Annotated in this window: 13 protein-coding genes and 1 pseudogene; 6 read left to right on the top strand and 8 right to left on the bottom strand. The window is 56.7% G+C overall.

The annotated features are described in order from the left end of the window. Positions 1-48 precede the first annotated feature (48 nt). Positions 49-1,059 (top strand): beta-N-acetylhexosaminidase, encoded by a 1,011-nt coding sequence (gene nagZ / locus A3220_RS12160; RefSeq protein ID WP_062360384.1) that lies wholly within the window; start codon positions 49-51, stop codon positions 1,057-1,059. Between the two features lie 47 nt (positions 1,060-1,106). Then, the gene (locus A3220_RS12155; RefSeq protein WP_054640851.1) at positions 1,107-1,685 is read left to right on the top strand and encodes a hypoxanthine-guanine phosphoribosyltransferase; all 579 of its coding nucleotides are present in this window, start codon (positions 1,107-1,109) and stop codon (positions 1,683-1,685) included. A gap of 12 nt (positions 1,686-1,697) precedes the next feature. On the opposite strand, the gene A3220_RS12150 is transcribed toward A3220_RS12155, so the two are convergent. Continuing rightward, the gene (locus tag A3220_RS12150) at positions 1,698-2,531 is read right to left on the bottom strand and encodes a pyruvate, water dikinase regulatory protein (RefSeq protein WP_044628288.1); all 834 of its coding nucleotides are present in this window, start codon (positions 2,529-2,531) and stop codon (positions 1,698-1,700) included. Positions 2,532-2,767: 236 nt separating this feature from the next. Between A3220_RS12150 and ppsA the strand changes: the two genes are divergently transcribed. Beyond that, entirely contained in the window at positions 2,768-5,152 is a 2,385-nt protein-coding gene (ppsA, locus tag A3220_RS12145) for a phosphoenolpyruvate synthase (RefSeq protein ID WP_062360382.1), read from the top strand. Positions 5,153-5,303: 151 nt separating this feature from the next. Further along, positions 5,304-7,091 carry a gamma-glutamyltransferase gene (gene ggt, locus A3220_RS12140; RefSeq protein WP_062360380.1) on the top strand — a complete coding sequence of 596 codons (1,788 nt, stop codon included), beginning with the start codon at positions 5,304-5,306 and terminating at the stop codon, positions 7,089-7,091. Between the two features lie 15 nt (positions 7,092-7,106). Here ggt and A3220_RS12135 read toward each other — a convergent pair. From A3220_RS12135 to acnB, 3 genes and pseudogenes are all read right to left on the bottom strand, one after another. Then, positions 7,107-9,049 (bottom strand): annotated as a pseudogene (locus A3220_RS12135) (glycerophosphodiester phosphodiesterase family protein). Between the two features lie 6 nt (positions 9,050-9,055). Continuing rightward, the gene (gene rraA / locus A3220_RS12130) at positions 9,056-9,550 is read right to left on the bottom strand and encodes a ribonuclease E activity regulator RraA (protein WP_062360376.1); all 495 of its coding nucleotides are present in this window, start codon (positions 9,548-9,550) and stop codon (positions 9,056-9,058) included. Positions 9,551-9,701: 151 nt separating this feature from the next. Then, positions 9,702-12,305, bottom strand: coding sequence for a bifunctional aconitate hydratase 2/2-methylisocitrate dehydratase (gene acnB / locus A3220_RS12125; protein WP_062360374.1), 2,604 nt, complete (start codon positions 12,303-12,305; stop codon positions 9,702-9,704). 525 nt (positions 12,306-12,830) lie between these two features. Here acnB and A3220_RS12120 point away from each other — a divergent pair. After that, complete coding sequence (locus A3220_RS12120) at positions 12,831-13,487, top strand: tRNA-(ms[2]io[6]A)-hydroxylase (protein ID WP_062360372.1); 657 nt, start codon at positions 12,831-12,833, stop codon at positions 13,485-13,487. Positions 13,488-13,516: 29 nt separating this feature from the next. Further along, the gene (locus A3220_RS12115) at positions 13,517-17,422 is read left to right on the top strand and encodes an AAA family ATPase (RefSeq protein WP_062375142.1); all 3,906 of its coding nucleotides are present in this window, start codon (positions 13,517-13,519) and stop codon (positions 17,420-17,422) included. A gap of 4 nt (positions 17,423-17,426) precedes the next feature. On the opposite strand, the gene A3220_RS12110 is transcribed toward A3220_RS12115, so the two are convergent. From A3220_RS12110 to queC, 4 genes are read right to left on the bottom strand one after another with little or no spacing between them, the layout of a single operon-like run. Continuing rightward, the gene (locus tag A3220_RS12110) at positions 17,427-17,708 is read right to left on the bottom strand and encodes a YkgJ family cysteine cluster protein (RefSeq protein WP_044628280.1); all 282 of its coding nucleotides are present in this window, start codon (positions 17,706-17,708) and stop codon (positions 17,427-17,429) included. Continuing rightward, positions 17,705-18,538, bottom strand: coding sequence for a 6-carboxytetrahydropterin synthase (locus A3220_RS12105; protein WP_062375072.1), 834 nt, complete (start codon positions 18,536-18,538; stop codon positions 17,705-17,707). Before A3220_RS12105 ends, A3220_RS12110 begins: the two co-directional genes overlap by 4 nt. Beyond that, positions 18,538-19,200 carry a 7-carboxy-7-deazaguanine synthase gene (gene queE, locus A3220_RS12100; protein WP_062375070.1) on the bottom strand — a complete coding sequence of 221 codons (663 nt, stop codon included), beginning with the start codon at positions 19,198-19,200 and terminating at the stop codon, positions 18,538-18,540. The genes A3220_RS12105 and queE overlap by 1 nt, the downstream gene beginning before the upstream one ends. Continuing rightward, positions 19,200-19,910, bottom strand: coding sequence for a 7-cyano-7-deazaguanine synthase QueC (queC, locus tag A3220_RS12095; protein ID WP_062375068.1), 711 nt, complete (start codon positions 19,908-19,910; stop codon positions 19,200-19,202). Before queC ends, queE begins: the two co-directional genes overlap by 1 nt. Positions 19,911-20,010 lie beyond the last annotated feature (100 nt).

Below are 20,010 nucleotides of genomic sequence, written 5' to 3'. Positions count from 1 at the left end.
CGCTAAGCGGTTAGTCTAAAATGGCGCCCTTTTTGTCGGATCCTCCCCATGACGCAACCCATTGGCCCGGTCATGCTTGACCTAGAAGGGCCGCAGTTATCCAACGCTGAAAAGACATTGCTAAAAGACCCTGCGGTGGGCGGCGTTATCCTGTTCGCCCGTAATGTCGAAGATGCGTACCAAGTGCGGCAGCTCTGCAGCAGTATTCGTCGTGTGCGTGGTGATCTACTGCTAGGTATTGACCAAGAGGGCGGTCGAGTCCAGCGGATCAAAAAAGGGGTGACCAAGCTGCCCGCCATGGCGCGAATTGGCGATCTGTATGCCAGCGACCCAGTAGCAGGGCTCACCTTAGCCAAAGACACAGGCTGGCTGCTGGGGATGGAAATGGCCGCCTGTGGGTTGGATATGAGTTTTGCGCCAGTGTTGGATGTTGAGAGCGGTATCTCCAGCGTCATTGGCGACCGTAGTTTCAGCAGCGATCCAGAGCATGTCGCCCAACTAGGGCGCGCCTTTATCGAAGGCTTGCATGAAGCTGGCATGGCGGCAGTTGGTAAGCATTTTCCTGGCCATGGCGGAGTGGCGGCGGATTCCCATATTGCGCTGCCAGTGGATGAGCGACCCCTGGCCGAGCTGAAAGCCCGAGACCTCGTGCCGTTTCGCGAGTTAGCGGGTGTGTTGAACGGTGTCATGCCTGCCCACGTGACTTATTCAGCGTTTGATACTCGCCCTGCAGGGTTCTCACCCAACTGGTTAGGCATGCTGCGTGAATCATTGGGGTTCAAAGGGTGTATTTTTTCCGATGATTTAAGCATGACGGGGGCGCATGAGGCAGGCGGCCCGGCTGAGCGTGCCAAAGCGGCGCTGGCCGCTGGCTGCGATATGTTGCTGATCTGCAATGACCGAGCGGCAGCCATTGAGGTACTAGGGGCCTGCCAAGGGGTGCTGAATAAACGGCCTGCCAAGCTGCGTTACGGCCGTGCTAGGCCTGAACTGGATGCACTGGCTGCACTCGGCCGTTGGCGCCGCACGCATGCCAAGCTCGAAGCGCTAGCGAATTAATTCCATTTTTATACCGTTTTCTTATTAGATGTTTTTGGAGAAGTAGCATGTCCAAGTTGGATAAAGAAGCGCTTGAATCGTTAGATTCTATGCGTGAGTTGATGGATAACGCCGACTGCCTGATTTCACAAGAGCAGGTTGAGCGAGCGTTGGATCGCATGGCGGAAGAGATCACGCGAGACTTGGGCGACAAGCTACCGGTGTTTTACTGCGTTATGAATGGCGGGCTCATTACCACGGGGCATCTGCTGACGCGTCTTGGTTTTCCGCTGGAAGTGGACTATTTACATGCGACCCGTTACCGCAACGAGCTGCGCGGCGGTGAGCTTTTCTGGCGCGTATCGCCTGAAATTCCCATGGCGGGCCGACATGTAGTGATTGTTGACGACATCCTCGATGAAGGCGCAACCCTAGCGGCCATTCTGGAATACTGCAAAGAAGCCCAGGCGGCCAGTGTGACTACCGCAGTGTTGGTCGACAAGCAGCACGACCGCAAAGCCGTTCCGGGATTAAAAGCAGATTACTGCAGCCTAGAAGTGGCCGACCGTTACGTGTTTGGTTTTGGTATGGACTACAAAGGCTACTGGCGTAATGCCCCTGGAATTTTTGCTCCCAAGGGCATGTAAGCTAGCGCAATCCTAGCGGGGTGAGAACCGCCTCGCTAGGCCGGTTTCCGCAATCATGCGCGTAGAGATCTCTTCTATTGAAAATCGCGTCGTATCAATAAACGGAATATGCATTGCCCGGTACAGCGATTCTGCCTGCTCTACTTCTTGTAAGCACTGATCCATCGAGCTATAGCGGCTATTGGGGCGGCGTTCATTACGAATGGCCGAGAGTCGGCGTGCATCAATGGTAAGGCCAAACAGCTTGTGCCGATGAGGTGCCAGCGCTTTGGGTAGCTTCAAGCTGCCATCTTCATCCAGGTCATCTTCGGTGAGCGGATAGTTCGCGGCGCGAATGCCGAACTGCAGCGCCAAGTAGAGTGAGGTCGGCGTTTTACCACAGCGGGAAACCCCCACTAGAATAATATCGGCTTTGTCGTATTGGTGGGTGCGTGCTCCATCGTCGTTATCGAGTGCAAAGTGAACCGAGTGGATGCGATCCATATATACGTCGTCGCTACCGATGGAGTGTGTTCTGCCGACGCTGTAGGAAGAGTGCGTTTCCAGCTCCTGCTCAAGGGGTTCTAGAAACGTCGAAAAAATATCGACCTTAAACCCCGACGCTTGGCGGATAACGTTACGAATCTGTTGATCCACAATCGTATCAATGATAATCGGTCTACAGCCATCGCGTACGGCGGTCGATTCGATAATCTGTGCCAGTGCCTGTGCTTTTTCAACCGTATCAATATACGGTTTAGTCAGCATATTGATCTCCACATCACTGAACTGCGCTAAGAGACTGCGCCCTAAGCTTTCTGCGGTGATGCCGGTGCCATCCGAAATAAAGAAAGCTGTTCGTTTCATAACCTGATCCGCCAGTCTGCCATGTTCATAGATAAGCTATTGTGTGCTGTGCAAACGATGAGCACAACGCCTAGTCGATACTACATAAAACGCTAATTTTGTGTATTTGTTGTAAAAATCCTCCACTCCCTTCGCTGTTAGACCAATGGCGAATACGCTGCCGCAGTGCTAGGGTGACAACGTCTATTAGTGTCGTCCCAACGGGTCGTAACGAAGTCTAAAAGCGAGGGGGTTGCGTGGAAGAGTACATTCTGTGGTTCGATCAGCTAGGTATGGCAGACGTCGAACGCGTGGGTGGTAAAAACGCTTCGCTTGGCGAAATGATTTCCAATTTATCGGGTGTAGGCGTCACGGTGCCAGGCGGCTTCGCGACCACTGCTCACGCATACCGCGAGTTTCTCTCTCACGAAGGTCTGAACGACCGCATTAATGACAAGCTTGCTCGTTTAGATGTCGATGATGTCAAAGCACTGGCTGAGGCAGGAAAAACGATTCGTCAGTGGATCATTGATACACCGCTGCCGCCTGGCTTTGAAGCCGCGCTTCGCGATGCCTACGAACAGCTCCAAACGCAACATCCAAGCCTCAAAGTAGCCGTGCGCAGCTCCGCCACGGCGGAAGACCTTCCCGATGCCTCCTTCGCTGGGCAGCAGGAAACCTTCTTGAACATTGAAGGTTTTGCCAATATCAAACATGCGGTGCATGAAGTGTTTGCCTCGCTGTTTAACGATCGCGCCATCTCCTACCGTGTGCATCGTGGCTACGCCCACGAGAATGTTGCGCTGTCAGCGGGCGTTCAAAAGATGGTGCGCTCTGAAACCGGCGCATCAGGCGTTATGTTTACCCTGGATACCGAATCTGGCTACCGTGATGCCGTTTTTGTCACGGCCTCTTGGGGGCTGGGCGAAACCGTGGTGCAGGGAGCCGTCAATCCTGACGAGTTCTATGTTCACAAGCCCACCCTGGCTGCTGGCCGCCCGGCCGTTCTGCGCCGCACGTTAGGGTCCAAGTTGATCAAGATGGTTTACGGCCAAGATGCCAGCGCCGGTAAATCTGTTGAAACCGTTGACGTGCCTTTCAAAGACCGTGGCCGCTTCTGCATCAACGATGAGCAGGTGATGGATCTTGCTCGTCAAGCAGTGACCATTGAGCAACACTACCAGCGCCCGATGGATATTGAGTGGGCATTGGATGGCGATGACGGCAAGCTCTATATCGTTCAAGCGCGTCCTGAAACCGTCGTGTCACAGCAGGAGGGCGGTAAGCTTGAGCGCTTCCAACTGCGTGAGAAAGGGCGCACGCTGATTACTGGCCGTGCCATTGGCCAGCGTATCGGCAGCGGGGCAGTTAAGATTGTCCTCAGCCCAGACGAGATGGACAAAATTCAAGAAGGCGACATCTTGGTCACCGACATGACGGACCCAGATTGGGAGCCCATCATGAAGCGCGCCTCGGCAATCGTGACTAACCGTGGTGGGCGTACCTGCCACGCGGCGATTATTGCCCGGGAATTGGGCATTCCTGCGGTGGTTGGCTGTGGCGATGCGACCACGCAGCTACAAGAAGGCATTGACGTTACGGTTTCGTGTGCGGAAGGGGATACCGGCCACGTTTATGAAGGGTTGCTGGCTTTTGACTGCAACGTGTCCAGCGTTGATTCCATGCCGGAGATTCCGTTTAAAATTATGATGAACGTGGGCAACCCGGATCGCGCTTTCGGTTTCGCTAGTTTGCCCCATGCAGGCGTTGGCTTGGCGCGTCTTGAATTCATCATCAATCGCATGATTGGTGTGCACCCGAAAGCGCTGCTTGAGTACGATACGCTGCCTGCTGATCTACAGCAGGTGATCGATCTACGTACTGCTGGTTACGCCGATCCGGTGAGCTTCTACGTCGATAAGCTGGTGGAGGGAATTTCCACGCTAGCTGCTGCTTTTCATCCGCAGCGCGTGATCGTTCGGTTGTCGGATTTTAAGTCCAACGAGTATGAAAACCTGATAGGCGGCAAACTCTACGAGCCCGGTGAAGAGAACCCTATGCTGGGTTTCCGTGGGGCTTCTCGCTATATCTCCGAGGCATTTCGTCCTTGTTTCGAGCTCGAATGTCGCGCGCTGAAACGTGTGCGTGACGACATGGGGCTGACCAACGTCGAAATCATGGTGCCGTTTGTGCGCACCACGGATGAAGCGCGTGAAGTAGTCGATCTGCTAGCGGCTAACGGTTTGCAGCGTGGCGGTGATGAGCACCCTGATGGTTTGAAGGTCATCATGATGTGTGAATTGCCTGCCAACGCGCTATTGGCGGACGAGTTCCTCGAGTATTTCGATGGCTTCTCCATTGGCTCGAATGACCTTACCCAGTTAACGCTGGGTTTGGATCGAGACTCGGGCATCGTCGCGCACTTGTTTGACGAACGTAACCCCGCGGTGAAAAAGCTGCTGGCCATGGCTATTAAGGCCTGTAAAGAGAAAGGTAAGTACGTGGGGATCTGCGGCCAAGGCCCTTCGGACCACCCGGATCTTGCCAAGTGGTTGATGGAGCAGGGCATTGACTCCGTGTCACTCAACCCCGATGCAGTGCTGGAAACGTGGTTCATGTTGGCGGGGGAAACTATTGCTTAGCCTCCTTCAGCTTGATTAGCGTGCTTGCTATTTTGCGCCTGGCCATTGTGCCGGGCGCAGTCGTTTTATAGGCTACGCTATTGCTTGAGCGCTCAAAAGGCGGTTACGCCTTGGTGATTCACGTCTGAGACACGGTTTAAGGAGAAAGGTTATGCTGCCAAAAAGGGCACTCTCACTCACTGGTTTACTGCTGGCGCCAATGGTGAGTTGGGGGTTTGGTTACGAAACACCCTCCATTACACCGGAAGTAGGGTCAGGCTTTGAGGAGAAGCCGGGATGGGCGGCAGACTCCTTCGCGGTGGCGGCGGCTAACCCGCTGGCTACCGACGCGGGCTATCAGGTGCTCAAGGCTGGGGGGAATGCCATTGATGCGGCGGTCGCCGTACAAATGGTATTAACTCTGGTGGAGCCGCAATCCAGTGGGATTGGTGGCGGCGCATTTTTGATGCACTTTGATGGTGCTGATGTACAGGCTTATGATGGCCGTGAAACGGCGCCTGCCGCCGTAACCGGCGAGCTCTTTATGGAAGATGGCGAGCCGCTGCCTTTTATGGAAGCGGTCGCCAGCGGGTTGTCGGTGGGCGTGCCCGGTACCTTGCGTATGTTGGAACAGGCCCATGCTGAGCACGGCCAGTTGGCTTGGCAAGAACTCTTTACCCCCGCGATTACACTGGCGGAAGAGGGGTTCGCGGTGAGCCAGCGGCTGCACACCAGCCTGGCTAATGACGAATATCTGCGCGAAAACGACCTGGCTCAAGCGTTTTATTACTCCGCCGATGGAGAGCCCCTGGAAGTGGGCACCACACTAAAAAATCCTGCCTTAGCCGCTATTTTGCGTCGCATTGCAGAAGAGGGCAGCGCTGCCTTTTATGAAGGTGAGGTCGCGGAGGATCTCGTTGAGCAGGTGCAGTCGCATCCGGTTCGACCCGGTAAGATCTCGCTTGATGACATCAGTGGTTACCAATCTCTTGAGCGTGAGCCGCTATGCACCCCCTGGCAGCAGTGGGAAGTGTGCGGGTTTCCTCCTCCCTCTTCTGGCCATCTAACGATCATGCAAATTCTCGGTATGCTGGACCAGCAACCGCTGTTGGAGGCGCCGCTGGAAAATGGCGTGACCAGTAGTGGCTGGCTGCATCAATTTCTAGAAGCCTCGCGGCTGGCGTTTGCTGACCGGGGCCGCTACATCGCTGACCCTGACTTTGTCGAGGCACCGGGCGGTGACTGGTCGCTCATGCTAGCGCCTGACTACCTTGGTAAACGCAGCGAGCTAATCGGTGAAGAGAGCATGGGTGAGAGCGCCGAACCGGGCAATCCAGGTGAATTGACCGTTAGCTTTGCCAGCCAGCCCGAGCAACCTGAGTATGGCACCAGCCATATCAGCATTGTGGATGCCGATGGCAATGCGATTGCGATGACGACCACCATTGAGCAAGCCTTTGGTTCACGTATTCTGGCAGATGGCGGCACTGACCTGCCTGGCGGCTATTTATTGAATAACGAGCTGACGGATTTCTCTTTTACTCCTGAGGTGGACGGGCAGCCGGTGGCTAACCGAGTGGAGCCTGGTAAGCGGCCACGCTCTAGTATGAGCCCCACCTTGGTATTTGATCAGGAAACCGGTGCGTTGGTGGCGAGCCTCGGCTCCCCTGGTGGCGCCGCGATCATCCACTATACTGCTCGGACATTGGCAGCGATGCGCGATTGGGGGTTGAACGCTCAGGAAGCGCTGAGTCTTCCCCATGCGATTACGTTGGGTGGTGATGTTTACTTAGAGGAGGGTCGCTTCCCTGAAGAGATCATCGAATCGCTGCGTGAGCGGGGTCACAACGTGAGCGAACGTGAGCTCACGAGCGGCCTTCAGGCGATTCGGCGATTGGAGGATGGCACACTGTTTGGTGGTGCCGACCCGCGTCGGGAAGGCGTCGTGATGGGTGAGTAAACGACGCCCCGACTGTTACTGACGTAACCAGTTGCGTAGCTTGACCAGCATAAGACCGCCGTCGCTTAGCGCACGGCGGTCTTCTGTTAAGGCGTGCAAGCGATCAGGATAATCGGTAATGATGGCATCAACGCCGAGGTCTATCAGCGCCGACATGCGCGCCCGATCGTTGACCGTCCAGGCATGAATCTCGTAACCGAAAAGCGCCGCCAGGCGCACCTCTTGGGCGCTAATGCGGTTATGCCGCAGGCCTAATGCATCAAATTGGCGTCGGTCTAGGGTGCCTGGAAGAATGAGCTGTGCTAGCAGAGTAACACGCAGCCCCGGGGCCTGTTGCTTGATGTAGCGCACCAGTGCAGGCGACGTGGTCGCCAGACGCATATCCATCAGTGCGTTAGGAAAGCCGCAGGCCGTCACGGCTGTTAGTGCTTCGTGCTGGGTGGCCCAGCAGCGATAGCGTATGTCGCTTTCCTGCCCCAGTGCATCGATGACTGCTTGTGCCAGCCTCTCTTCTTGTCCCGGTAGGCTTTCATATCGATCATCAGCGATGCGCGCCCGCGGACGGCGGCCAACGCTTCATCCAGCCCCGCTATGCGCTCCCCTTGAAAGGCGTCGCCAAACCAACTACCCACATCAAACTCGCTGAGTTCGCTACGGGTGAGGTCGCCAAATTCTCGAGGATCACTGGTGAGGCGGGCGAGCGTTCGGTCGTGATAGAGCATGACCTGATTATCGGCACTCAGGCGAACATCCAGCTCTACGGCGTCAGCGCCATCCTCCAGCGCTTGAGACACGGCAGCAAGGGTGTTTTCCGGTGCCACCATGGAGCTTCCGCGATGGGCGATGATGGCCACGTTATCGCGAATCTCAAAACTGTTAAGAATCCACCACGCCTGTAGCCCTGCGAGCAGCAGCACGCTAAGTTCAATCGCCCATGCCATGCGTCCAGGGTGGGCATCGTGGGAAGGCGGCGCAGGGCGTGGTTCGTGATGGGCCAGCTGTAAGTAGAGGCAGGCGGACAGCAGAGCGTTAGTAGCAATACCGAGGAAAGTGATGGTGAGTGTTACCAGCACATAGCCGGTTAAATAGGCCAGCATCGCTGGAATCAGCACCGTGTTGTGCTCTGGTAGCCACCACAATAAGGGCGTGACCAGCGTGTCAAACAGCCATGTGGTAATAATGGGTAAGCTAATAATGATCAGTAGCAGGGTGAGCACAGCCACTCCAATAGAGCGGTGCCAGCCACGTGTTAAATAAACGCTTCGCGTGAGTGCTTGATACGGTGAGCAAGATTCCAGCGACACTAGTGGCAGTGCCAGCAGCCAGCGCAGATACAGCCACGCTGCTAAGATCATCCAGATAACCACCAACGGTGTCGCGCAAGCTAAAAAGTACCACAGCACAGGAGGGCGAATGCGCTGCAAATAGTAGGGGTCGACACCGCTAAGCCATAGATCGTATAGCCAGGTAAGCGCCATCATAAAAGGGGCAAGCAGCAATAGGTGAGCCCCGACCTGGAGAATCACCAGCACCGCCAGAGCGGGAAGCCGTCGTGTGCTCAACCAGAGCGCCTCGAACGCTAGCCGGTAATGGTTATCTTTTGGCCGGACAGCCACTTGCAACATGCCAGCCTGCTGCCAGTAAATGAGTAAAAACGTAAAGCCAAGGCCCACCAGCATGACCAATAGCCCTAATGGGCTGAAGAGCAGCGCTAAGAGTGCATCCGTGGTGACCACCGTGCGGTTTAGCTGTGCCAAAAAGCGTTGCGATACCCAGGCAACGGCCGGTACCAATAAGGCAGAGGCCAGTAGGGTAAACAGCAAGTGATAAGCTATGAGCGGACGGAGGTGATCTCGGAGAGTGCGAAGAAGGGCGTTGCCTAATTGAGTGAGCGGCTGCATAGTCACAAAAGTGTCAGAGTGAAGCATCAGGGTGGCACTAACTGCCACCCTTGACAAGCGGGATTAGGAGAGCTTTAAGGGCTGCTCGGCGATGATAATGCCGTTATTATCAGCATACAGCCACTGGCCAACTCTTAAAGTAACGCCCGCAAACGTTACGGCGATATCCCGCTGGCCTTCGCCGCGCTTTTCGCTTTTACGCGGGTGGCTGCCGAGTGCCTGCACGCCTAAAGGAAGCGTGGCCAAAATGTCGACATCTCTCACGCAACCGTACATCAATACGCCTGCCCAACCATTTTGCGCTGCCTGCTCTGCCAGCATATCGCCTAACATCGCGCAGCGATGAGAGCCACCGGCATCCACAACCAGTACGGCACCTTCGCCAGGCTCCGCTACAGCCTGTTTGACCATTGAGTTATCTTCGAAGCACTTTACCGTGCGAATTGGGCCATAAAAGCTGTCGACACCGCCGAAGTTAGCAAAGAGGGGCTCTAGCACCTCTACGTCGGGGTAAGCGTCGCATAGATCGGGGGTGACCATTTGGGTTGTCGTTGTCATGAGTTACTCCTATGGTTACAGCGCTATGTTCACAGCGTCATAAAAAAACGCCCCAACCTCAATAGGAAGGGGCGCTCTGTCATCGGCTCAGCGAGGGATTACCCAGGCTGCGATGTTGCGAGCATCGGCGATGGGTCGGTGCCACTGGCGATTAAGCCTCTTGGGCTACCGGAATCACGTTCGAGGCGATTTTTTGATACTCCTCGATTTCGTGGAAGTTCATGTAGCGATAGATCTCGCCTGCCATGGCGTCAAACTCACCCATGTAACGCTGATACTCATCAACGGTCGGCAGACGACCTTCTACAGCAGCAACCGCTGCTAGCTCTGCCGAGGCGAGGTAAACATTTGCACCATCGCCCAGACGGTTCGGGAAGTTACGTGTAGACGTGGACACCACAGTGCTCTTCGCTGCAACGCGTGCCTGGTTACCCATACACAGTGAACATCCCGGCATTTCCATGCGGGCGCCTGCACGGCCATAGATGCCGTAGTAACCCTCTTCGGTCAGCTGGTGCTGATCCATTTTGGTCGGTGGCGCAAGCCACAAGCGGGTTTTCAGGCTGCCCGCAGGCTGTTTTTCGAGCAATTTACCTGCCGCGCGGAAGTGACCAATGTTGGTCATGCACGAACCGATAAACACCTCGTCGATTTTCTCACCGGCAACATCAGACAGTAAGCGGGCGTCATCCGGGTCGTTCGGGGCGCAAAGAACCGGCTCTTTAATGTCAGAGAGGTCGATCTCGATGACTTCGGCGTACTCGGCGTCTTTGTCGGCGCGCATTAGGCTCGGGTTGGCCAGCCACGCTTCCATGCCTTCGATACGACGGCTGATGGTGCGCTCGTCGCCGTAGCCATTAGCAATCATCCACTTCAGCAGCGTGATGTTGGATTTCAGGTACTCGGTCACGCTCTCTTCAGACAGCGTAATGGTACAGCCAGCGGCGCTACGCTCAGCGGACGCGTCGGAAAGCTCAAATGCCTGCTCAACGGTGAGGTCTTCCAGGCCTTCGATCTCCAGCACGCGACCAGAGAAGGCGTTTTTCTTGCCGGATTTCTCGACGGTCAGTAGGCCTTGTTTGATGGCGTACAACGGAATGGCGTGAACCAAGTCGCGCAGGGTGACGCCCGGCTGGCGCTTGCCTTTGAAACGCACCAGAACGGATTCCGGCATGTCCAGCGGCATGACGCCCGTAGCAGCGGCGAAGGCCACCAGGCCAGAACCGGCAGGGAACGAAATGCCCAGCGGGAAGCGGGTGTGCGAGTCACCGCCGGTGCCCACGGTATCCGGCAGCAGCATGCGGTTCAACCAGCTGTGGATGATGCCGTCGCCGGGGCGCAGCGAGACGCCACCACGGTTCATGATGAAGTCCGGCAGGGTGTGGTGAGTGTCTACGTCAACCGGTTTCGGATAAGCCGCCGTGTGGCAGAAGGACTGCATGACCAGATCGGCTTGGAAACCAAGACAAGCAAGATCTTTCAGCTCGTCGCGGGTCATCGGGCCAGTGGTGTCCTGGGAGCCTACGGTGGTCATCTTCGGTTCGCAGTACATGCCGGGACGAACGCCGTCCATGCCGCAAGCCTTACCCACCATCTTCTGCGCTAGCGTAAAGCCTTTGCCGGTATCGGCCGGCTGATCGGGCAGTCGGAAAACGTCTGAAGGCGCCAAGCCTAGCGACTCGCGCGCTTTACCGGTCAGGCCACGGCCGATGATCAGCGGGATACGGCCACCGGCGCGCACCTCGTCGAGGATCACCTGGGTCTTGAGTTCGAAGGTGGTCAGTACCTCGTCGGTGCCGTGCTTGCACACTTTGCCTTCATAGGGGTAGACGTCGATCACGTCGCCCATCTCGAGTTTGGAGACATCCATCTCGACGGGCAGGGCACCGGCGTCTTCCATGGTGTTGAAGAAGATCGGGGCGATCTTGCCGCCGAAGCAGAAACCGCCGGCGCGCTTGTTGGGCACGTAGGGGATGTCGTCGCCGAAGAACCACAGCACGGAGTTGGTGGCCGACTTGCGCGAGGAGCCAGTGCCGACCACGTCGCCCACGTAGGCGACCGGGAAGCCCTTGGCCTTCACTTCCTCGATCTGCTTCAGCGGGCCGGTGGTGCCGGGCACTTCAGGCACGATGCCTTCGCGCTCGTTCTTGAGCATGGCGTTGGCATGCAGTGGAATATCGGGGCGCGACCAGGCGTCCGGCGCGGGGGAGAGGTCGTCGGTGTTGGTCTCGCCCGGCACCTTGAAGACGGTGAGGGTGATCTTCTCGGCCAGTGCCGGCTTGGAGAGGAACCACTCGGCCTCGGCCCAGGACTGCATGACGTCCTTGGCCACCGCGTTGCCGGCCTTGGCGCGCTCTTCCACGTCGTGGAAGGCATCGAACATCAGCAGGGTGTGCTTGAGCTGTTCGCCGGCCTCCTTGGCGAGCTCGGCATCGTCCAGCAGCTCGACCAGGGTGGCGATGTTGTAGCCGCCCTGCATGGTGCCCAGCAGTTTGACCGCGTGAATTTTATCGATCAGCGGAGAGGTCGCTTCCCCTTTGGCAATGGCCGTCAAGAAGCCAGCTTTGACGTAGGCGGCTTCGTCGACACCGGGAGGAACGCGATTGGTGATTAAGTCGAGAATGAATTCCTCTTCACCGGCCGGGGGCGCTTTGAGTAATTCGATCAAGGCCGCGACTTGCTCGGCGGTCAGGGGCTTAGGCGGGACGCCCTCTGCGGCGCGTTCCTCGACATGTTGGCGGTAAGCTTCAAGCACGTTGGGGCCCTCTCATCTTCTTCGTAGTGATGAATCAGTGGTGCCGAACGACTACTAGCACGGTGGGTGAGGCGTTCGGACACGTGACAGACGCTTGACAAACAGCGTCTGGTGGATGAAAGGGATTCTACGGGAAACTGTCGACAATGTTAAGAAGCCAAGCTAAGTGCCTGCTTGTACTTTATGTTGAGGCGCTGATATTGAGCTCCTTTCTTGCGGCTTTTTTTAGTTAATGTGCCCAAAATCTGAAAGTTTTTTACCAGCAGGGGTGTTTTGAGGTAAGCGCGGGTGTGATTATTGTGATGCCGCGTTACCATAGGCATACGATTAATTCGTTATTAAGTAACGTAGTGAAGTGGTTTAGGCGGTGTGTGGAGCGCCAAATAAGCTGGGCTTATATATTAGAAATATGCTATATGAGAATTGAGGCGCCATTAAGTAAGTGGCCTTCGGATAGCTAGGGAACAAACGCCAACGGCGTTTATGTGTTATACAATAGTGAGATAAACGCTCGGTAGCGGTATTATGTCTATACAACTAGTGGCACTAAAAACAGCAGATCACTCCCTTTCAGCGGATGATTTGCTACCAGAAAGTCTGCATCAGTTTCTTGCCTGCCCAACGCCTGATGCGTGGTTGCAGTGGGCGCTTGCCAATCCTGAAACGCTGCTGATTGACCATGCGCAGTGTGAGAAGAAGGCGGCTTCCACCGCAATGAGCCTGCTTTACCGCTATGTCGATCAGCCGCTTTTATTAAGCAAAATGTCTCAGCTTGCCCGCGAAGAGCTGCTGCACTTTGAACAAGTGGTGGGCCTGATGGAAAAGCGTGGTGTGGCCTATCATCACCTCACTGCCTCGCGCTATGCCGAGGGGCTGCGCAAACATTTACGCAGTAACGATCCTGAGCGCTTAATCGATGTACTGATTATTGGCGCATTAATTGAGGCACGAAGCTGTGAGCGCTTTGCCCGCCTTATCCCTTACTTAGACGAAGAACTGGCGAAGTTCTACCGCACGCTGGTGAAGTCAGAAGGGCGCCATTTTGAAGATTATCTGCTGTTGGCGCGTCAACAGACCGCTGAGCCGATTGATGACCGTATTGCCTTCTTTGTCGCACGTGAAGCGGAGCTGATGACGACTCCGGATACGGCGTTTCGTTTCCATAGCGGCGTGCCCGCTTAAGGCGCTGCTAGTTAGGCGGGATGTGTATCATGCGCGATGCTCAACAGACAGACCAGCTGACCTTGTTTGGTCACTTCTCCTTAACCCAGGGGGAGGATGTACTCACTCATTTCAATTACGACAAAGTTAAGGCCCTGTTGGTGTATCTTTTGTTGCATCGCCAGTCGGTCAATCGTGCGGCACTGGCTGAGCTGCTCTGGCCAGACCAGGGGCTTTCGTCAGGTCGTACCAACTTGCGCCACGCGTTGCACTGCCTGCGTCAGTCCATGGGTGATAACGCCGATCAGGTATTGAACGTATCGCGACAGACTATCGCCTTTCATTTACCTGCCCACTGGCAGGTAGATCTACATGACCTGCAGCAGTTGCTAGAAGGCCCCAAGGATTTAGAAACCCTTGAGGAGGTGATGTCATGCTACCAAGGCGATCTAATTGAAGAGTTGCAGTTGGCAAGTTGCAGCGAATTTCAGCGCTGGCTAGTGCAGGTGCGCAATGAGTGGCGTCAGCGGGTGATCCGGTTTGCCGAGCAAGTGCTTGAGGCTCATGACGAAACGCCAGACGACATGCTGGAAGGCCTGGTGAGCCGCTTTTCAGGCTATGGGCCTTTCCATGAACGTTTGGTGCGTCAACTGGCCGAAAAAAATCAAATGGCCGCTGCTCATGAACAGTACAACAGCTATTTGCAGTTGCTCGCGCTGTCGGGCCAGCAGCCGGAGCCCGGTTTCTTACAGTTGGCCAGCTACTGGTCGGACGGCCACCACGACCCGCGAGCCTTGTCGCCCCAGGGCGCTTTTTCTCGTGCACTGGCAGCCGATAGTAAGCCGCTGCGTGAAGATGAGATTGAGCTTCGCCAACTGTCGGTCATGGCGATTCGCTTACGTCTGAAAGGCGACTGGCAAGACCGGGCGGCAACTCGTAACTGTCTAGCGCTTCAGCTGGAACTATTGCGCTGGCTAGAGCAGCAGTGCCATCACTTAGGTGGCTTCTGGCTGCCTGGGGCCACCGGCGGTTTGGGACTGGCGTGTTTCGGCACCCACGGCCCTGCGCATCAGCTTGCCGAGCTGGTAGCGCTCTATGAACACTGCCGCCAAGCGCTGCCGCAGGAAACTCAGCGCCATTGGAGTGGGGAAGGGGAAGCGCCTTCGTTTGAGCTGGCGGCTGGGTTACATAGCGGCCGTGTGGTCTATCTGCCTGAACGCCAGTTGGCTGACCCGCTTGGCCAAGTCACACAGGTCTCCCTTGAGCTAATGGGCGCTGCTGAAGGTAGTGAACTAGTGATTTCTCAAGAAGCCAGCCAGCACATGCCCCCGGCGCTGGACCTGCAGCCGCGCTTGGTGTCGCGCTTGATGGCAAGCGATGGTCGAGTGCGCTTGCGGGCGCTGGTGTTAGGCCAGAATGAAGGCGGCCGGGATGCGCTGCCGCCCAGTCTGGTCGGCCGCGAAACGTCTCTGCGTACGCTGCGTGATGCGCTGGCAAGAGCGGGTATCGGCTTAAGGCAAAGTGTCTTGGTGCGGGGGGCCTCAGGCATGGGAAAATCGGCGCTGATGGTTGGTTTTCGTCAGCTTGAACTTAGCCGCGACGCCGCTATCTGTTGGCAGCCAACCACACGCTTGTCGGTGTTAGAGCCTTACGGGGTGGCCCGTTCTCTCTTGGCGTGGCATCTAGGCGCCACGCCTACTCAAGAAGCATTGCATGAGTTGCAGGCATCGTTGGGTGATACAGCGCTAGACGATGCTCGCCAACAGCTGTTGGAAGAGGCGCTGGGGGTTAGGGGCGTTCAGGAAATTACTCAGCTTACCCAAAGCGGGGAAGCGGTAGAGTTGGTCGTGAAACTGCTGCACCGTCTGATCGACCAGCGCGCTGGCGCCCAGACTCTCGTCTTGATGGTTGATGATCTACAGTGGTTGGACGAACCCTCCTTCAAAGTATTGGCCGGTTTACAAGCTCGTTTGTCCATCAATACGGCCTTTATGCTGGTGGCCAGTCATCACGGTCGTGAAGCGCTACCAGTGAAGCTGCATTGGGATCAGCAAATTACCCTCGGCAAGCTCGATGCGCTGCAGTCCTCTCGGCTGCTCTCCCAGCTATCGCGCCGCTATCGTATGCATTTAAGCCCTCGACTGCGTAACCAAATTATTGAGCGATGCGATGGCGTGCCGCTCTATATGCAGGAGATTTGCCGTCGCCTGGATATGGATCGTCGCGAAGGGCGTAGTGTTCAGTTCGATGAATTGCCCAAAGGGCTGCTTGGCCTGCTGGCCAGCCGTATCGATCAGCTGGAAGGGGATCGGGAAATTGCCCATATTGCGGCGGTGCTGGGCAAACGCTTCCGCCTCGACTTCCTGGCTGAATGCAGTGGCTGGGATAAAGCGCGGATTTCTCAAGCCGTAGAGCATATGCGCCTGCTGGAAATTATTGAGCCGGTTGATAAAGAGAGCGGCGAGCACGAGTACCAGTTTAGCCATCAGCTACTACAAGAAGCGGCTTATCTCTCCTGCCCTCGGGATGTACGGGTCAAGCTGCACCAGCAGGTCGTTACGCTGATTGAGGAGCGTTTCCCTGTGTGGATCAGCCGTCATCCGGGGGATTTCGCCACCCATCTGCGCCGCAGCGGCCACTACGCTCGAGGCGCGCGCTATTTCGAACTGTCTGCTCGTGAAGCGCTGAAGGTGAGCGCGAACCGTACGGCGCTGCGGATGGCCGACTTCGGGTTGGCCAGTTTGCGCCACGTTGACCATGAAGTGGAGCGTGAGGTCAGCCTGCTTACCGTGCGTGGGCAGGCAGCGTTTGCGCTGGAAGGCCATGGCTCGCCCACTGCCCACGAAAGCTTTGTGCGCGCCCGGGAGCTGCTGCGTCAATCCGGTGGTAATTCGCCGGACGACCCGGAAGATTTAGAACAAATTTTCCTAGTCAAGTGGGGGCTGTGGGTAGGCCGCAGCCAGCGCTACGCCCATGCCGACGCGTTTGCACTTGCCTCTGCCTTGGCGGATATTGCCGAACGTCTGGAAGACCCGCGCTATCGCCGTTTGGCCGACTATGCCCGGGCGCACTGTGAGTACTGGGCCGGACGAATTCAGCAGGCCCATGACCACCTGGATGAAATCGACCCGCTCAATGCGCAAATGATGATCGAGTGGCTGCCCTTCTCGGATCACCCGCAAGTGACAGCTGCCTGCTTCCAGGGCTGGGCACTCTGTTTACGTGGCGACTATCAGCGCGCCGAGCGTCACGTCTCGTCAGCCATCCGTCTTGCTGAGAAAATTGGTCATCCGGGAACGCTTGCCATGGCGTTAATGTTTGCCGCAGCGCTCTATCGCCAATTAGGGCATGTGCATCTTGCGGCACGCCATGCTGAGCGCGCGGCCGCCATGACGGGCACGCCGGACCTTCAGCTGTGGCAACTCTCCGCCCAAGGTGTGTTGGGTTGGCAGAGGGCCATGGCGGGGGATCACGCTGGTTTAGTTCAATTAAGAGATAGTCTGGACCAGATGGCTGAGCTGAATGGGCGAGATCGTTTCCAGCGCCCCGTCCTTTGGTACTCAGATGCCTGTATTGAACTTGGCGAGTTAAAGGCCGCCGAGGAGTATCTGGATCAATGTTTGGTGATTGCCCGAGAGCGCACCACGCTCTTTTTGCCCGAGTTGGCGACTCAACTGGCCAGAGTGCGTGACTTGCTGGGGCACCCGGCCAGTGAAGTAAAGGCGCTTGCCGAAATGGCGATTGTGCAGTCACGGGAACACGGCAACCGCCATCAAGAGTTAGCGGCCTTGGAGCTTTGGCTTACGCGGATTTCACCCCATGATCAGCAGGCAAAAGAGGCGTTCCGTCGCCTATTGAGCGAGGTTAGCCACAGTGATGCACCGGTGCTGGTGCGCTGGGTTAGCCTACTGGGTCGCCGTTTGCCCCACTCGCTGAGTGCTGAAAACGAGGCTTAAACGTTTAGCGAGTGCTCTCTTCTAGCCACGACAGCGTGGCGAGCGCCTCATCGCGGTGCTCGCCACACACGGTGGGGTCATAATCGAACTGCCCGCACACCATCGGGCGCAGCGGGCTGCCAAACAGCGTGCATAAGTTGTTGGCGTCGAGTTGAACGCAGCGCACCCCCGCCGGTTTGCCCTCGGGCATTCCGGGTATCGGCGATGTAATAGACGGAGCTATACAGCAAGCGCCGCAGCCTGCTCGGCATGTGGCGCTGCTGTCACTGGTGATCAACTCACTCATGGGCTCGCTTGTGCTGTCGCGCCTTTGTCGATTCCTTCAAAGGCGTATACGTGAGTGGCGGTCCCCGTTTGCTTGGCGATCTGATCGGCCAGCCAGAGGGCAATATTTTCTACCGTCGTGGGCTTTGGCAGCACGCTACAGCGCTCAGATGGCAAGGTGATTGAGAAGCTGCCTTGGGCTGCTTCATAGCGGCAGGTGAGCTGTGACTCGCTATGCTCTGCTATATCTGCCTCTTCCAAAAGATAACGATTATCCAGCCACGCTCCCCATTGCTGTTCCAACTGCGGCTGTCGCTGTTGTTCCTGGAAGATATGCAGGCGAGAGCGATGCCCGTGGGCAATGCGCTGGCAGTTACCCGAATGACGTTTTAATCCATGGCTATAGCCATAGGCAGCACCATTGATAAGCTCATCGCTTAGCGTGAGCGTCACGCGTTCAACATTGGCTGGCCGCTGCTCGGTGAGTTGGGCGCTGAGGTACTGAGTCACCCGTTCTAGAGTGATCGATGCCCAGGGAAGTAGGGTAAATGCCTCTGTCGGTCCACGAACTTCCATCACGTAGGGTGTGGCGGTGCGAATGCAGAGTCCTTCATCGCATTCGCTGACCTCAACACCGGGTGCTTGGGTGGGCACCAGTAGGGTGTGGTCCAGTCCGCTATCCAGGGTGCGTTTGATCCACGGCTTTACTTCACCGAAGTCGAACAGCATTCCGTCCTCGCCTAGTTCACCCTCTAGTTGAGCATCCACTTGCCAGCTACAGCCAACCAACCCTTTCGTGGGGCACCAAAGAGAGACATCGATATGGGTCAGATGATTAACAAATAGCGCCATTACTCGAATCCTGCGATTTTGTGCGTTTGCAGTGACAGCCGCCACTGTGGGTTGGCCATGCAGTACGCGGTGGTGGCCTGAACGGTCGCTGCGCCGTCGGTGACAATACTCTTTTGAGCGACGGCACTGAGATCCATCGGCTGTAAAAAGAAGTGGCTAAAGGCGAGGTGAGAAAACTGCTCCGGTGGCGCATCGGCCTGGGGGAAAACCAGTTTCAACTCATCGCCTTGGGTGATCGCTAGCGGGTTGCTACCCTTAGGGCTAACGCAGAGCCAGTCAATGCCCGCAGGAGCGGGCACCGTACCGTTGGTTTCCACTGCCACTTCGAAGCCTTCGCTATGCAGCGTGGCAATGAGCTCGGTATCGAGCTGTAGCAGCGGTTCGCCGCCGGTAAATACCACGTATGGCACGGCGTTGTTAGCTTCCTGAGGCCACAGCGCTTTGATGTGTTCTGCCAGCGCCTGGGCTGTGTTAAACCGGCCGCCATTAACTCCGTCGGTACCGTTAAAGTCGGTGTCGCAAAAGGTACATTTTGCGTTCGCTCGATCTATTTCCCGGCCTGACCAAAGATTACAGCCTGTAAAACGGCAGAACACGCTGGCACGACCTGCCTGGGCGCCTTCACCCTGTAAGGTGTAGAAGGCTTCTTTAACGTGATACATCAGTGCGCCACCTGTGAAGTGTCGATGGCGTAGTCGAGAGGATCGACGCTGTGGTTAGCCGCAAAGGCGGCCAACCGCTCGCGACAGCTACCGCACTGGCCGCAGGCGAGCTGCTGGCCTTCGTAGCAGGTCCAGGTATGGCGGTAATCCAGGCCCATGGCGAGCCCATCACGCAGGATGTCGGCTTTGCTGGAGGCCAGATAAGGGGCATGGACGGTGACGGGTTCGAAGTTGGCAATCTGCGCTACATCGTTCATGGCTTCGACGAAGGCCGGGCGGCAGTCGGGGTAAAGCATGTGATCGCCGCCGTGCGCGCCATAATCCACGCGGCTGGCACCGATATTGACTGCCTTGGCAATGGCCAACGACAGCAGAATCATGTTGCGATTGGGCACCACGGTGCTGTGGAGCGAGTCGGCATCGTACTCCCCTTGAGGCATGGTCAACGCAGCGTTGGTCAATGCCGAGTTGTCGATCAGCCCGTGGATGGCGCGAATATCGACGACCTGATGAGGGATGGCCAAGGACTCACATACCTGACGTGCAACGTCCAGTTCACGACGGTGGCGCTGACCGTAATCGAAGGATAGCGCATGGACAGCGAGGCCCTCACGTAGCGCACGGTGAAGGACGGTATAGGAGTCCATGCCGCCGGAGTAGATGACGACGGTGGATGGCGCCTGGGCGCCGGATGATGCAGTGGATGACATGCTGGGTACTCATGGTCGGAGAATTTATGTCGTGCCTGCCCAAGCAGCAGGGCGGTGTTCCGGGGTCCGGTCCGGAAGGCGGGCAGTTTACGCAATGCCG

It is taken from the genome of Halomonas sp. KX33721 (genome assembly GCF_001596805.1).
Taxonomy (GTDB): Bacteria; Pseudomonadota; Gammaproteobacteria; order Pseudomonadales; family Halomonadaceae; genus Vreelandella; species Vreelandella aquamarina.
The sequence above is the reverse complement of the archived record's forward strand: the minus strand, read 5'-3'. Positions and strand labels throughout refer to the sequence as shown.